We start from the raw sequence: 16089 nt of genomic DNA, 5'->3' as shown, positions 1-16089 counted from the left end.
GCGATCGCTTGGTCTGGTAGATAGCATTTTATCTAATACCTGTGCCAAAATCGGACTCACGTTTACTTCCCGTCGCCACTGCCAGGTTAGATTATAGGTATCAATTAATTCTTGGGGCTGTTTCCCTGTCAGTAAAACCAACATTGATGCGGCCAAAGCATATAAGTCGCTGTGGGGAGATACTAACCCAGTTTGCATCTGTTCTGGGGGTGCAAATCCAACCTTACCTAATAGGGTTGGTGATGGGGAAGATGCAACCATACCGGGTTGGTAATATTCGGAAGCTACGGTTGCTACTACTTGTTTGACACCGCCAAAATCAATTAAAACTGGCAGTTTGTCAACAGTACGAAGCATTAAGTTATCTGGAGAAATATCTCGATGAATTACTCCCAGTGAGTGGATGTATTCCAATACTGGCAAAATTTGCTGCAACAATTGGCGTACTTCTGCCTCTGTAAAGCGCAAACCCTGTTGTAACCGCGCATTTAACAAAGAATTGTAAGTTTCCCCTTCTACATAATCTTGCACCAAAAACAGATATTCTTTGCCGCCTAAGTTTAGCCGCAGCAGTTCCCGGAAGCGGGGAATTTGCGGATGTTGCAGTTTATAGAGAACACTCGCTTCTCTCTCAAACAGTTCTTCTGCTTTTTGAACAACGTAAGCGGTTTGAACTTGGGGGGAAAATTCTTTCAAAACACAAAGTTCGCGGAAACGGTTGACATCTTCAGCTAAATAAGTGCGTCCAAAGCCACCTTGGCCAATTTGACGCACAATTACATAGCGATCGCCTAAAGTTAGTCCCGGTTGGATACTATAACTCATGGGCACACCCGACAATTTTTCACCACACTGGAGACAAAAGCGACTACCTGGGGAATTTTCATGTCCTTTAGAACAATATATTTTGGTCATTGGTCATTGGTCATTTGTCATTGGTCATTTGTTATTCTTCCCTAGTCGCCAGTCTCCTTACTTGCCAGATTGTACTTTACTGACTTGATCGGCAGCGATCGCATACCAAATTTGACCGAAGGTCTTTTGATTCAGTTTCCCACGCTCCTGACCAGGAAACAACCGATCAAATTTTTCATTTGTGTCTTTGGTTAGTTGATTAAATGTATAATCCTCAAACTGGCCCGATCTCGCTTGTCGCCTCCATGTATCGTAATCTTTTTGACTGTACTTACCTAATTTTCGCCGAGCTTCGGTACTGAGGTTAGCCTGTTCTATTTTATTCAATAAATCGTCAGCGATACCAGACCATTCATCTCGTAAACCAGCGTCTTCAGGTTTAGATGTCAGGCTACGTCCCTTTAATTCTGGCTTTTTTGTATAAAATAAATCATCTACGAAGGGAATAAAAAATCCTTCAGTAATTTCTAGCTGTTGACGACGACTGATAATTTCTTGGAGATTAGGATTTTTTCCTTTGTCGCTACCTGGTTTACCGCTTGGGAACTGGGGAATTTGCGGTAATGAAATTGATGGAATGGTAATAGAAGATACGCTGCGGATGACGGCATTTACTACTCCCCAAGCACCTGCACCGGTTAAGACAACTAAAGCTGTTCCCCCTAAACTCATCATAAAAGGACGAATCCAAAGAGGGAAAGATATCGGTTTAGCGATCGCTTGCGTTCTGTTCTGGAATCTACTCACAATAGCGCTGGCGCGTTGTCTTCCCGGAGCAACTACCATCGTCTTAATCTTGCTGGTAATATAATTGCCAGTTGATTTAGTCGCACTTGATGATGGTAAATCTTTGAGGATTTGCTCGGCTCGTTGATAGCGATCGCTCGGTTTATAAGCTACCATCTTTTTTAACACTGCTTCCAGTTTGGGACTAACTCGGATTTGTTTTCCCCAACCCCAAATTCCCTGGTAGCTGTCGTATAATTTTTGCGGTTCTTGGCCTGTAAGCAATACCAGTGATGTAACGGCTAAAGAGTATAAATCACTACTAAAAAATGCTTTTCCTTGCCGTAGCTGCTCTTCGGGAGCATAGCCTTTTTTACCCAGCAAAGTATTATTTCCCACCAACTTCGTCTGCCAAAAACCTTGAGAAGCTGGCAATTGCTTGACACCACCAAAATCAATCAGCACGGGTAGATTATCAGAACGCCGCCAAATTAAATTATCAGGAGAGATATCACGGTGAACAACATCTTGTGAGTGGATGTAGGCTAATACAGGTAAAATCTGTTGCAGTAGGGTGATTACTTCCTCTTCACTGAAAGTTTTTCCTTGGCTCTCGCGTTGTTCTAATAGTTGGTAGTAATTGTCACCATCCACATAGTCTTGTACTAGAAAGAAAAAATCTTTAGTGCCTATTTTAACTTGTAGCGAGGCGTGAAAACGCGGAATCTGTGGATGCTGGAGTTTTTTCAGAACATTGGCTTCTCGTTCAAATAACTCTTTAGCTTTTTGTAAATCTTGATGTTCTTGTACTTGGGGTGCAAATTCCTTCAGCACACAGGTTCGATGGGATTGACTTATATCCTCTGCCAAATAGGTGCGTCCAAAGCCGCCCTGCCCTAAATGACGGATAATTTGATAGCGATTATCCACAACCTGTCCCACAGCAAGAGGTAATGGTTCACCACAATGGGTACAAAAGCGGTTACTACCATTATTTGTGTGTTGTCTACTGCAATAGAGTTGCATGGTGCTGAAGGATAAATTAATGTTTTATTGGATGACTACAACGCGCATATCCTCATTTTCGGATATCCTACCAAACATTAGGAGATGGGTGTTCCTATAGTAAATCTATGTTGGTGAGAATCACTGGAGTTTTGCGGGTATCAGATAACGGCTAGAATACTCACAGCAAATAATAGTGTTGGTTCTATTTTCAGGATAAACAACAAGCGTCATGAACTGCAAACCACGACAGCAGCGAGTAATTAAAGCATTTGAAGATTTTTTGTCTACTCCCCTAGAAACGATATTGCAACGGCATCTCAACACTCAAACTTCGGCAGCTTTAACTTTATTTCATGATGTGGCGGCTAATGTACCTGCCTACAAAGCTTTTTTAGCAGAAAGGGAAATTAATCCCGCGACTATTCAAACCTTGGAGGAGTTTCAGAAACTCCCAGCGATCGCTAAACAAAATTATATACTGAGTTATCCCTTAGCTGACTTGTGCCGCAACGGACAACTAGAAGGGTGCGATATGATCGCAGCTTCATCAGGTTCTAGTGGTAAACCGACATTTTGGCCTCGTTTTTTCACAGATGAACTCCAAATCGCCACACGTTTTGAACAAATTTTTCACGATAGTTTTCATTCAGATAGCAGACGTACCCTAGCAGTGATTTGTTTCACTTTAGGCACTTGGGTAGGTGGGATGTTCACTACTAATTGCTGTCGTTATCTTGCTAGCAAAGGTTATCTCATCACTGTAATTACTCCTGGTAACAACAAAGAAGAAATCTTGCGAGTTGTCCAAGAACTAGGTTCAGAATTTGAACAAGTGGTGCTGTTGGGATACCCGCCATTTTTAAAAGATGTCATTGATACTGGTATCGCCCGTGGCGTGGAGTGGCAGCAATATCAGATTAAATTGGTGATGGCGGGAGAAGTATTTAGTGAAGAATGGCGGAGTTTAGTTGGTGAAAGAGTTGGTTCACAAAATCCTTTCTATGATTTTGCATCACTTTACGGAACTGCGGATGCAGGTGTTTTGGGTAATGAAACACCTTTAAGTATCTGCATTCGCCGTTTTTTGGCAGAAAATCCCGATGCCGCTAGAGCTTTATTTGGCGAATCGCGTTTACCTACGCTAGTACAATATGATCCCTTTACTCGCTTTTTTGAAGTTCACGATGGCGGATTGTTATTTTCGGGAGATAATGGTATTCCCTTAGTGCGTTATGACATCTTGGATACTGGCGGAATAATTAGTTATGATGGCATGCTGCAATTTTTGGCTGAATGGGGATTTAACCCGCTTGAAAATCTCCGTTCTGACACTCAGCACTCGCCTAGAGGTATTCATCAGCTACCTTTTGTTTATGTATTCGGTCGTTCTAACTTTACAGTTTCCTACTTTGGCGCAAATATCTATCCCGAAAATGTGACGGTGGGATTAGAACAACCAGGAATTCAAAAATGGGTAACGGGTAAATTCGTGTTGCAGGTGAAGGAAGATGCAGATAAGAACCGATTTTTATCTGTGGTTGTGGAGTTAGCACCAGGGGTAGAGGGTAGTGAAGAGCGAAGACTTGCGATCGCATCTTCTATTCTTGCACAACTGCTCCGCCTAAATAGCGAGTTTGCTAATTATGTTCCCGCAGAATATCAAACACCACAAGTTACATTAGCGTCTATGGGGGATGCAGAATATTTTCCCATTGGGGTGAAACATCGTTATACGCGTCAATAGAGTTTGATTTCGCAATTAATGGCATAACAGCGGCATTGCCTGATTAGCGCTCAAACTGGATGGTAGTAGAAGGCAGCACCCAGTACAGCATAGGTTGCTAGCAGCAACATCCCCTCTAACCAGTTAGAGCGGCCATCCAAACTAATTAAGTTGGCAATGACAACTGCAATGATCACTGCAACAACCTCAAACAAGTTAAAGTTTAAATCCATTGGTTGTCCAATTACTTGCCCAACTAGCACAAGGAGCGGCGCAACCAACAAAGCAACTAGTAGACTCGAAGCCGCAGCGATAATTCTGGGGAGTGAGCCGACACCGAAGGCGATCGCATATCGAGCCGAACAATTAGGGACTTGCAATAAAAGCGATTCCACCCCAACACTATTTCTGCAATGCGTGCTGAACTATCGAAGTAATCTTCGGTGACTTTTGCCATGAAGTCTATGAACAGCGACTGCCAGTTAGTTTTTTGGCTGCATCTTTAAAGGTAGATTTGATGGTGTCAGTCAGCATGAATTGAGGGATTTCCATTCTAAATATTTAGTAGGGGCTGGTAGATCCGCGCTTCCTAAATATTCTAGAATGGCTCGTACTTTATTTTTTCGCAAGTCCCTTACTTGTTCAGGTATGAAACTTATGCTTGTATTTTGCTCTATTATTTTGGAATGCGAATTCGCTGCCCAGGGCGAAGCACAGTTGGGTCGGGTCCAATTATATCTCGATTGGCCTCGTAAATTTCCATAAACCTATTGCCATCTCTGTAAGCTCTCTCGGCTATCAAAAATAGAAAGTCTCCTGGTAGCACAGTATATTCTTCACCAGGTATGGGGCTAGTGTTTGCTGGAAGTATTGGAATGTAAAGTATCTGCCCAGGTAAGAGTGAGCTAGGGTTAGATCCAATCACATTTTTGTTAGCGTCATAGATCAATGTCAAGAGACTGCCATCTCCGTAAGCTCTCTCAGATATCTTTGATAAATCGTCACCTTGTCGCACAATATATGTTTTGCTAGGTACAGGTTCTTCAATTGAAGGAGTAGGGAAATTTTGAGGTTGGTTGGGTAAGTTCTTAAGAGAACTGATACTCGGCGAGAAAAAGTACTCTCCCCCTTTGAGTTTGACAAAGTTTGCAAATTTTACATCGGCTTTGACAGTTTGTTGATCGCGCTCTTTTAACCAGTTTTCCGGTGGTTGTGGTACTTCTGGAATCACCGGATCGCTCTGCTCAAGTAGGCTTTGACCACTCACTGCATCCAATCCTGTTCTGTCGTAATTTTTATTGGGCGAATTGGGGCTATCTGATTTCAGGAATAGCGGATTGTTAGACCAAAGACGCTGAATAAACTCAAATTGTTCCCAAATATCGGACTGGTAGCACATGAATAGCAACCCAACACCACCTGTAGGTAGTTTATCGAGGTTACTAAAGTCGCTGAGTGATCCACCATAAGTGACTGCGCGCCGTGCAATGCGGTGTCCAAGCTCCTGTTCATTGTTTTCAGCAAAAGAACCTACTGATTCCAGTCGAGGATTCGTCTTGCGAAGATGCGCCTGGAATGGGCATTTTAGCCCCACAGGGTCGCCAGAATAATCAAAGTCATTTAAGTTTTTACTCCCACCATTGCCCTGAAGCACAAGTGGCGTGCCGTCTTCAAAACGTCCTACTGCCATTGCCCCAGCAAGTTCACCAGAAACTCCCAATTTTTTACTCAACTCAAGTTCCGCCTTCTTAAACCCTTGAACATTTTGCTCAAGTTTGCGAAAGATTAAAAAACTGCCAAAGCTGACATTGGGAGTTCCTAACGGATCGGGAACAAGAACAAGATTGAGAGGGGCGCTGAAAAGTCTTTTAGCAGTGTCGCCTTTTTCCTTTTTCTCTAAATCTTGCTTGGTAAAACGTGGATCGCCGACACCATCTGTGAAGCCAAAATGCTCAACAACAGCTTTTTTCTCTTGATTGTTAAATTCGCGATATATTTTTTTACCTCGCTCAACAGTGGCAATTGTAGCAATACCCCTTAGCTTGTCAGTAATTTCTGATTCTTTGTTCTTAACATCTGTCAAGTTATCTGCTGCAATGATTATCAATGCATCAATATCACTTTGATATGCAGGTTCCCAAGCACTCAATGGAGTGTCTAAAAGTGCGTACTGCCGACGTTTCATACCCAGTTGAAAAACTTGAGCGTAGTCAATGTTAAGTTTTTGAGGGGTAGCTTCTTGTCGGTTTTGAAGATTGACACCCTTGGGCTGAATCTCTTCCGGAAAACCTAGTTTTTTGTACCCTGATGAAGACAAAGAGAAGTGTACAAATATACCACCATCAACATTATTCTCTCTGTAGGCATCGGCCTCATCTAATTGCTTCTTGGCTGATGTAATGTCTTGGGTGGCAAGTTGAGCAATCAATTGCCTGAGTGCGATTGTTTTTTGCAGCTCTTTGCTGGGGTTAGGAAAAGTTAAGAAAATATGTACAGACTCTTCTCTACCATGTGGTTTGAGAATGTTGCCCTGCAAATCTTGAAGAAAATCTTGATACTGTTTGTCAGTATGGTCTATTGACTCTTTATTTGACTTCAAATCTAATGGCATTATCTATTCCTATGATAATTAAATTGCTGCGGTATCTCTGCATAGCTTTTTTGCTTACTATGCGAACGATCTGAAATAAATGGCGTGGCGTTGCATAAATGCGGGATGAAATAGCGTCTAAAAGTATGAATAATTAGTTCAAAATAGAGCGAAATCATTACTCAATTCAGCAACGCCAACTAAATTACAATTCCTTAATCCGAATATTGCGGAACTGAACAATTTCGGTGTGGCATTGTAGGGCTATGTAACCTTCCCTCTGCTTTGGTGCAGCAATAGTAGTGTTAGATACCTTCTCACCATTAAGAACTACGACAATCGAATCACCTTGAACAGTAATCTCGTAAACATTCCAAGGGCCATCAGGTGTAAATCTGGGACGGATTACCTTACTCATCCCCTGTGTGGCAGGAGCAAGAGTATAAATTGCGCCTGTCTTCTCACGGAATCCCCCAAAGATTGATTGAGGGTTTCTATTATCTCGATAATTCTTTCCAGTTTCATCTATCTGAATTTCTGTACAAGCTTCATAGAAGGAGTTGTCAAGGGATCTTCCTGTAGGGTCAGGAATACGTAGAAATATTCCAGAGTTCGCACGTATAGAAAAGGCTTTCCACTCTAGACGCAGAACAAAATCTTTGAATTGCTTCGGTTGATAATAGAGCAACCCTAAAACACTATCTGCGCCAGCTTTCCCTGCTTCAATAATAGGAGGCTGTCCTAAAGGCTGTAAGGGTGTAAAGTTGGCAGCCCCAACAGAACGCCATACACCAGGAAAATTACCGTTGAAGAGAGATTGAAAGTCACCATCTTTGTCTTCAAAAGGCTTTTCTTCTTGATATCGCTCAGTAATACCTAAAGCTACTTTACGAGCCAGCGCTAACCCTGTCGGCACGGGATTCGCCGAGCCTGCTGTGGGGAACAAGGACTGATCAGCACAATAAGCATTGGCAACATGATGAAAGCGTCCATGCACATCAGTTACAGATGTCTCTGGATTTTCTCCCATCCAAAGAGTACCGCACTCATGATAAGTAGTTCCTAAGCCGTCTTCAACAGCATCAACAAGTACGATATTGGGATTAGCATTAGGTTCACCCTGTCTTGTGCCAGCTTCTTCAACAGTAACATTAGCTAACCGAGCAATGAATTGGAAAGCTGCTGACCTCTGTGCATTACGAAGTTTTAATGCCTCGTCTGTTTCTACAAGTTGAACATAGCCTTCTGGGTTGCCAAAACGGTCTTTAGCTGAGGGGCTGGTATCCATCCAATTAGTGTTGGCACTACGTACCCCGCTATATTCTACTGGCGCTTCTTTGTTGCCGAAATCTTCCCCACAAGTTCTTATCCCTACGGTGATCCATTCATTGGCATCTGGCTCACCTTTTAGTTGTTGGGCTTTCTCAAGTAGGTCATCACGATCGGGTATCATCTGATAAAGAGAGTACTCGGCGTTATTGCCAGCATTGGGTGCTGCGTAAAATTGGAAGTGAAAGCGTCCAGTGAGGTTATTGGAGTTTAAATCTGTTGCTGTACCCTCAATCTGTAAAGCTGCCTGCTGTAAAACTTTATCTTTGTTGAAGATATCTTTTAACAATCCTTCTTCTTCTAGGATAGGTAAACTTTCGAGGTGGGTGCGGCGTATCTTCCAAAGATAATTACCTCGGATATGAACCATCAGGTTAGCTCCCATACGTTCTTTTGTAAGTAACGCTGGGCGAGGGAAAGAGTTTCTGGCTATGCGGGTTGAATTGACACAATTAGCGGCTAAAACTACCATCCCTTGCTCAGGAACTGTAATGTTTTGAACTATCTCGCCTGCACCAACTGGGTCATTAACAGCAACTCTTATCCCTCGGACAACTCCCTCTTGTGTTTCTAAATTTAGGACAGTAACGTTTGGTACTAAAAATAGATAGCGATTTTGATCATTATTGTTTGACCTTCCTACATCATCCCGAATCGCACTCAACAGACCAGGTAGACTGCTATATTTATCTGGGCTAAACAATCCAGATAATTCAGATTCAACTTTGACTGCGATCGGCGGTTGAAGCACACGATCAATTGAATAACTATCTGCTGGGATGTTGAATGGAGTTAATTTACGAGAGCGTTTGAGTAAAGCTTCGTAAAGTCCGCCATAGATAAAGTCCTCTTCTTTGCCACGCCGATCAATATCGTAATCTGCGCCAATTTCTTGAGTGATAAAATTATAGCCCTGTTCGCTCTTCAAGAATGCAGAGACTGAGTTTGGCCACTGAACCAAATCAGCAGTAGTCAAGGAAGGAGACCAACCACCCCAAAAAAGACCTTTCCCGCCAACACAACGATGATGAGGTCGGAATTTTCCGGCAAAATCGCGTCCAAATGGAACTCCTTGCCCCTCTGGTGTACCATTTGCGTTAATGATGCGATATTGTCCTTCAGGTAGAAGACTGGCAAGGGGTAATTCATAAAGTCCTCCTAATCCCAAAGGTAGGTTTTGGAAATGTTCGTGAATCAGAAATGGCCCTTCTTGAAGAACTAAAATTTTAGGGCGAGGACGACCAGACCCAAAATTCTTTGTTTTGTTATATATATCGGTTGCAAAATATGCGCCATACATTCCCGCTCCAACTACAATAACGTCGAAGCCACCTGGTACGGCTGCTAAAGCTTCATCTAGGGTATTGCAAACAAATCTGGAAAGGGCATCACGATTGAATGATGTATCCTGAATACCACCTGGTGCTATTACAGGTTCACCTGATGGATTAAGGAATTTAGCTAATTTTTGTAATGGCATATTGATTATTAGATTGACAACTTGAAATCTATGAAAGCAGTCTTTATGAGAAAACCTACGATGTTATCTACCTCCATTTTTTGATTCTGAGTAACACAATAGACACGTTTGTTGGAATAAATTTTGAGCCTGATTTCATATTGAAATATATCCAAGGGATGAGAATCTACGTTCAATACGTCAAGTCGCTTTGCTCGAATTAAAGACTCAAAATTAGGGTTCCCTTTAACTGTCTTATCTGCTGATTTTTAGCTATTTATGCAGATTTTAGAAAAATGATCGGTTTGTTTATTGACACAATCTATGTGTTATAAGAGGCTTTTTTGCATCAATCGAAAAAAGATACACCAATACTTGATTGGAGCGGTATGTTAGTCTGCTATTTTGTAAATGCCCGGCTTACCTAACTGCATCATGCGGTTAAGCTTCAATTTCACAATGAACTGAATATAATTCCTTTGCCTGACTCATCTTCGGTTCTTATAAAACACAAGATATATAAAAGCGTTTCTTTTTTTTCCATCCATAATACTCAAGTTTCCCTATTACTAAAGAGAAGGGTTTGATGAATTGTACTATTTACAATCTTTATAAAGCTACAAATCAACAACTATCGATTCCAGAAAATACTACACCTTTTTAGCCGTATATTTGATGGTTTTTTACTCTGTGAAAATAAAAATAACTTCTGTTGAAATAGACAATTCCACTAATTAGGAAAATCCTTATTTTAACTAAGGATTTTCCTTAGTTCCATATTCACCTTTTTCACTAATGCGTTTTTTAGTAGTATCAAAAGCTACTATTTTGTTCCAAACTGCATAGTGTACTAAACCTACAAAATCGTAAATATTCAGTCGTTTCATCAGTTGCAATCGCTGTACTTCAACTGTTTTAGGACTGATGTTTAATAAGTCTGCAATCTCTTTTGTAGAAAGCCCTACGTTGATACCCTGGCAGAGGAACTGAGGGGAAAAATCACTAAACCCTCTCAAACTCGCCCCTTACTCCGCCTGGTCAAAACTTCTCGATAAGTTAGAACAAGCTGTTGCGATGGCGTAACCGCCCGCCGTAGGCATCGCAGCCCAGGAAAAACCCTTCCCTACTGCCGCCGATTTCGCCAAAGCAGTGCAGTAAGTCGCACCAACAATTAAACGCGCCACAAAAAGCGAAAACCCTAAAACGCAATTGTGTCATTCTCAGTAGAGCGCACATATCCAAAAGAATACGCCGAAGCGATCGCCAAAATCAAAGAGCAATACCAGAAAGAGTTAGAGCGCCTAGAGCAGGAATTGAGAATTGGGCTACAAGCAGAAGCAGGGGCTAGAGCCGAAGCCCAGGTGCAAGAGCAAATCCAATCCTTGCAACAACTCTTTAAACAACAGAAAGAAGAAAATATCCAGTTGCAGCAACGGCTTGATGAAATGGAATCACTACGGCAGTTGGAAACTGAGAATCAACAACTCAAGCAACGCATTCAGGAACTAGAACACGCCGTACAACAGCATCCGGTTCAACAGTGGGGAAATACCATGACCCAAAAGGCGACTAAAGCGTTAAACAAGCAGGTCAAGCAAGCACTGGAGAAAACTATTGATCTGCGATCGCCTACGGCGGGCGGGTACGCCATCACTAGCAGTTGAACCCCCAAAAGAGAATCCACAAGAATGTCTGCGGCTCATGGGCATGGAATTGAAAAACCTTGCCAGTGCCATGAACAATACAGAGGCTGCGGTGATAGTTACTGGGGAAACCTGGGAATACTTTTATTAGATCAAAAGTATCACACGTTACAGTATGGGTTTCACAGAAGATTTAGTTAAATTGTCCGAAAAGGTTAATAAAAACCTTCCTATCGTCATAGGAAGTACTATAATTGCCATCGATAAACAGGAGAACAGCGTAGCAAATCAAGAATGCATCTATCATAAGTGATGGCAATAGTTATCGAATTTCATGGCGGTAGATATAAAATTTTCAAAGACAAGTTCCGGGAGGTTACACGTAGCTTGGCTTGTTTGGACGCAGCAGAATGGAAGACTCAAGATTATAAAATAAATAATCTTATTCCTGCTTAATAATTCATCTTTATGAAATAAATTAATTTTATAGTTACTAATCTGTCTTAACTTTCATTGCTAGCTAAAATTATAGAGTATTCTTCATTACTCCTTGATGAAAATATCATTAGTTATCCCAATGTAGTCAGAGTTAAAATGATTGATAATAGAGAAGGCATGAAGAAATCTGAAAGGAAAAACATAGTATGTTTAGCACCGAAGCCAATATTCTCGGTTATAAAGTTAGCGAAGAACTTTACAACGGTTCTCGAACTCTAGTTTATCGGGGATATCGCAAAACTGACTCCTTGCCAGTGGTGATTAAACTGCTGAAAAATCCTTATCCTAGCTTTAGCGAACTCGTACAATTTCGCAATCAGTACAGCATTACGAAAAACCTTAACTATCCCGGAATTATCCAAACTTACAGCTTGGAACCCTATCAAAACGGCTATGTGTTGGTAATGGAAGATTTTGGGGGAATATCCCTTTCTGAATGGAGGGGTAAAGAAGGGAAGATAGGGGGAGAACCACAAAATCTAATTAAGTTTTTACAAATTGCAATATCTTTGTGCAATACCTTAAATTATCTCTATCATCATAATATTATTCATAAAGATATTAAACTCGCAAATATTCTACTTCATCCCGAAACAAGACAAGTAAAATTAATCGATTTTAGTATTGCTTCTCTTCTTCCCAGAGAAACTCAAACAATAATTAATCCTAATTTATTAGAAGGAACTCTAGCTTATTTATCTCCCGAACAAACTGGGCGGATGAACCGAGGGGTAGATTATCGCAGTGATTTCTATTCTTTGGGTGTGAGTTTTTACGAATTGCTGACTGGAGAATTACCCTTTCAATCAGATGATCCAATGGAGTTGGTGCATTGTCACATTGCGAAAATGCCGACCCTATTAAGTAACAGAGAAGATATTCCCCAGGTATTCTCTAATATCGTCATGAAATTAATGGCAAAAAATGCTGAGAATAGATATCAGAGTGCTTTAGGATTAAAGCATGATTTAGAAGAATGTTTATATCAAATTCAAGAAACCGGAACAATTACATATTTTGAAATTGCCAAAAGAGATATTTGTGACAGATTTATTATTCCAGAAAAATTATATGGTCGAGAAACGGAAGTCGAGAAACTACTAAAAGCGTTTGAGAGAGTATCCGTTGGAAACAGCGAAATGATCTTAGTTGCAGGGTTTTCCGGTATTGGTAAAACTGCGATAGTTAATGAAGTTCATAAACCGATTGTCAAACAACGCGGTTATTTTATTAAGGGCAAATTTGACCAATTTAACCGAAATATTCCCTTTTCGGCGTTTGTGCAAGCTTTCCGCGATTTAATAGGGCAATTACTTACTGAAAGCGATCAACAAATCAAACAATGGCAAAATAAAATTACTGGAGCATTAGGTGATAACGCCCAGGTAATTATTGAAGTGATTCCGGAGTTAGAACTAGTTATTGGCAAACAAGCTCCTGTGCCAGAAGTATCAGGCATTGCAGCCCAGAATCGATTTAATTTACTATTGCAAAAATTTATTGAATTATTTACTGATAAAGAACATCCACTGGTGATATTTTTAGATGATTTACAATGGATTGATTCTGCCTCATTGAAACTCTTGCAATCTTTAATGAGTGAGGTAAATTATGCCTCTTTACTACTCATTGGTGCCTATCGAGATAATGAAGTTTCTGCTACTCATCCTTTAATGTTGACATTGGATGACATCCAAAAAAATGGCGCGGAAATTAATACTATTACTCTCAAGCCGCTAAATGAATCCAAATTAAATCAGTTAGTGGCTGACAGTTTAGATTGTACAGTAAATCTAGCTTTGCCACTGTCAAAGTTAATTTATCAAAAAACTCAAGGCAATCCATTTTTTTCTATACAATTTATCAAAGCATTACATCAAGATGCCTTGATTTATTTTAATTATGAGCAAGGTTATTGGCAATGTGATATAGCAGAAATTAATCAGCGATCGCTAGTCAATGATGTGGTTGAATTCATGGCATTACAATTACAAAAATTGCCAGAATCAACTCAAGATGTTTTAAAATTAGCTGCATGTATAGGTAATCAGTTTGATTTAGAAACCTTAGCAATTGTTTCTCAACAATCAAAAATAGAAACAGCAGCCTGTTTATGGAGTGCCTTACAGGATGGTTTAATTTTACCCCAAAGTGAGGTTTATAAGTTTTTTGTTGGGTCAGAAAATCAAGCTGTTCTTCAACATGATTCTGAAATTATTGTATATAAATTTTTGCACGATCGCATTCAACAAGCAGCCTATTCTTTGATTCCTGAAAGCCAAAAGCAAGCAACTCACTACCAGATCGGCAAACTACTGTTAGGAAACCTATCAACCGCAGAACTAGAGGACAGAATTTTTGATGTAGTTAACCAAATCAACATAGGGAAATTTCTACTTCAAGATGAAAGCGAGAAAAAACAGCTTGCGGAACTCAATTTAAGCGCGGGTCAGAAAGCGAAAGCTTCCACAGCCTATGAAGCGGCAAAGACTTATTTACAAGTCGGGATAAACTTGCTGACAAAAGATGCTGAGACTGCTGGGTATCGTCTGGCATTTGATCTCTATTTAAATTTAGCAGAAGCCGCGTTGATGAGTGGAGATTTTCAGTTATTAGAGGAAACGGTATTAATCTTACTCGAATTTGCCAACTCAAATATCGATAGAGCCAAAATTTATGTTTTAAAGGTTACTCAATATTCTTTACAAGGGCAGTTTTCCGAATCAATCCAGGCGGGTTTGGAAGGTTTACAAAGTCTTGGTATTACTGTTGACAGATATAGCTTGAAACAATTAGCTCAAGAAGAGTTTGCTGTTGTTCAAGAACGCTTAAAAAATCGCCCGATTGCCACTTTACTGAATTTGCCTGCTGCAACTAATCCAGAAGTTCGAGCCGCGATCGAATTATTGATTATTCTGCAACCACCAGCCTATATTGTCTCTGACTTCGATCTGTACAGTTTCGCTACCTTCAGAGCAGTCCGTTTATCGATTGAGCGGGGTAATACTGCTGAATCAATCAAAGCTTATGCCACCTACGGTTTTCTAATTGGACTGATGCATAGTCAGTACCAGCAAGGACTTGAATTTGCTGACGTTTCCCTACAACTGAGCTATAAGCTTAATAGTAAATTTCAGCAATCAGGGGCCTGCTTTATGTTAGGTTGCTGTATTCAGGTGTGGGCAAAGCCGATACAGGGGGCAGCTGAGATTAATTATGAAGGGTTTCTTGCGGGACTGGAGTCTGGAGAAATCCCCCATGCTGGATACAACCTCTACAGTAATATTTGTAATCGACTCTTTCAAGGTGAAAATCTAGCAGATATTGCGATCGACATCGATAAATATTGGCTAATTGGAGAGAAACTAAAGCATGATTTTTTGCTGAGTATCCTTTCAGCCTGCCGTTTCTTTGTCAATCAACTCTCGCAATCTATAGATGAGCAAGAACAAATCGCAACAGCAGAGCAGGCTTGGGTTGAGCGTTCTGAAGCATTACAGTCTCACACAGCACTTGGTACGTATTACATTTTACAAATGCATCGAGCTTGCCTAATTCAGGGGTTCAAGCCAGACATTCATTATGTTACGGAGGCGGGTAAATTTCTGAATGGTTGTGCAGGATTTACCACCTCTGCTGGTTACTATTACTACGGTTCTCTGATTATGTGCAAATACTATCCAAGTTTGCCAGAAGCAGAGCGTAGCGATGTCTTACAGCAGATCGAAACCAATCAAGCACAACTCAAAATCTGGTCAGAAAGCTGTTCAGAAAACTTCTTGCATAAATATTTGCTGGTCGAAGCAGAGCGATCGCGAATTGCCGAAAAATACCTGGAAGCCATGAACCTTTACGATCGCGCCATTGCCGAAGCTAAAGCCAACGGTTATCTGCAAGAAGAAGCGATCGCCAACGAACTCACTGCCAAATTTTACCTGGAGCTGGATAAAGAAAAAGCAGCCCAAGGATATATGCAAGAAGCATACTACTGCTATGCTCTGTGGGGAGCCAAAGCTAAAATCGATGACTTAGAAAAACGCTATTCTGAATTACTCCAACCCATCCTACATCAACAACAACTCAACTTTAATTCCCTAGAAACCATCGCTAATATTACCCATAGTTCGATATCTTTATCCGGTCAAACTTCCATTATTAGTAGAGCCAACATTTCCAATACCTTAGACTTTATGTCTAT

General features: G+C 40.8%; 10 protein-coding genes and 1 pseudogene. 4 read left to right on the top strand and 7 right to left on the bottom strand.

The genetic code is table 11. The annotated features are described in order from the left end of the window. Together GNF10_RS27565 and GNF10_RS27560 are read right to left on the bottom strand one after the other, a co-directional pair. Positions 1-915 (bottom strand): serine/threonine-protein kinase (locus GNF10_RS27565; RefSeq protein ID WP_185607283.1); only part of this gene is annotated, 915 nt, incomplete at its 3' end. 57 nt (positions 916-972) lie between these two features. Further along, a complete protein-coding gene (locus GNF10_RS27560; protein ID WP_185584936.1) occupies positions 973-2667 on the bottom strand; it encodes a serine/threonine-protein kinase in 1695 nt (564 codons plus the stop codon). A gap of 211 nt (positions 2668-2878) precedes the next feature. Between GNF10_RS27560 and GNF10_RS27555 the strand changes: the two genes are divergently transcribed. After that, positions 2879-4393, top strand: a complete 1515-nt coding sequence (locus GNF10_RS27555) for a phenylacetate--CoA ligase family protein (RefSeq protein WP_185584937.1) — start codon at positions 2879-2881, stop codon at positions 4391-4393. A 50-nt stretch (positions 4394-4443) separates the two neighbouring features. Here the strand turns inward: GNF10_RS27555 and GNF10_RS27550 are convergent. The 5 genes and pseudogenes from GNF10_RS27550 to GNF10_RS27530 form a co-directional block, all read right to left on the bottom strand. After that, positions 4444-4674: pseudogene (locus tag GNF10_RS27550) on the bottom strand (cation transporter); the annotation flags it as partial. 374 nt (positions 4675-5048) lie between these two features. Beyond that, positions 5049-6983: a Dyp-type peroxidase gene (locus GNF10_RS27545; RefSeq protein WP_185584938.1), complete on the bottom strand. Its 1935-nt coding sequence runs from the start codon at positions 6981-6983 to the stop codon at positions 5049-5051. A gap of 184 nt (positions 6984-7167) precedes the next feature. Further along, positions 7168-9771, bottom strand: coding sequence for a family 16 glycoside hydrolase (locus GNF10_RS27540; protein ID WP_185584939.1), 2604 nt, complete (start codon positions 9769-9771; stop codon positions 7168-7170). A 734-nt stretch (positions 9772-10505) separates the two neighbouring features. Beyond that, the gene (locus GNF10_RS27535; RefSeq protein ID WP_185584940.1) at positions 10506-10766 is read right to left on the bottom strand and encodes a response regulator transcription factor; all 261 of its coding nucleotides are present in this window, start codon (positions 10764-10766) and stop codon (positions 10506-10508) included. Positions 10767-10775: 9 nt separating this feature from the next. Next, positions 10776-10934 carry a hypothetical protein gene (locus GNF10_RS27530; protein WP_185584941.1) on the bottom strand — a complete coding sequence of 53 codons (159 nt, stop codon included), beginning with the start codon at positions 10932-10934 and terminating at the stop codon, positions 10776-10778. 27 nt (positions 10935-10961) lie between these two features. On the opposite strand from GNF10_RS27530, the gene GNF10_RS27525 reads away from it, so the two are divergent. From GNF10_RS27525 to GNF10_RS27520, 3 genes are all read left to right on the top strand, one after another. Beyond that, on the top strand, positions 10962-11414 hold the full coding sequence (locus tag GNF10_RS27525) for a hypothetical protein (protein ID WP_260445851.1): 453 nt from the start codon (positions 10962-10964) through the stop codon (positions 11412-11414). After that, entirely contained in the window at positions 11365-11544 is a 180-nt protein-coding gene (locus GNF10_RS38950; RefSeq protein ID WP_260445850.1) for a hypothetical protein, read from the top strand. The genes GNF10_RS27525 and GNF10_RS38950 overlap by 50 nt, the downstream gene beginning before the upstream one ends. A 493-nt stretch (positions 11545-12037) precedes the next feature. Next, positions 12038-16089: AAA family ATPase (locus GNF10_RS27520; RefSeq protein WP_185607282.1), on the top strand; the 4052-nt coding region annotated here is incomplete at its 3' end.

The sequence above is a fragment of the Nostoc sp. UCD121 genome (assembly GCF_014222285.1).
GTDB lineage: Bacteria > Cyanobacteriota > Cyanobacteriia > Cyanobacteriales > Nostocaceae > Nostoc.
Note: the sequence above shows the minus strand (reverse complement) of the source record. Positions and strands in the feature narration are given on the sequence as shown.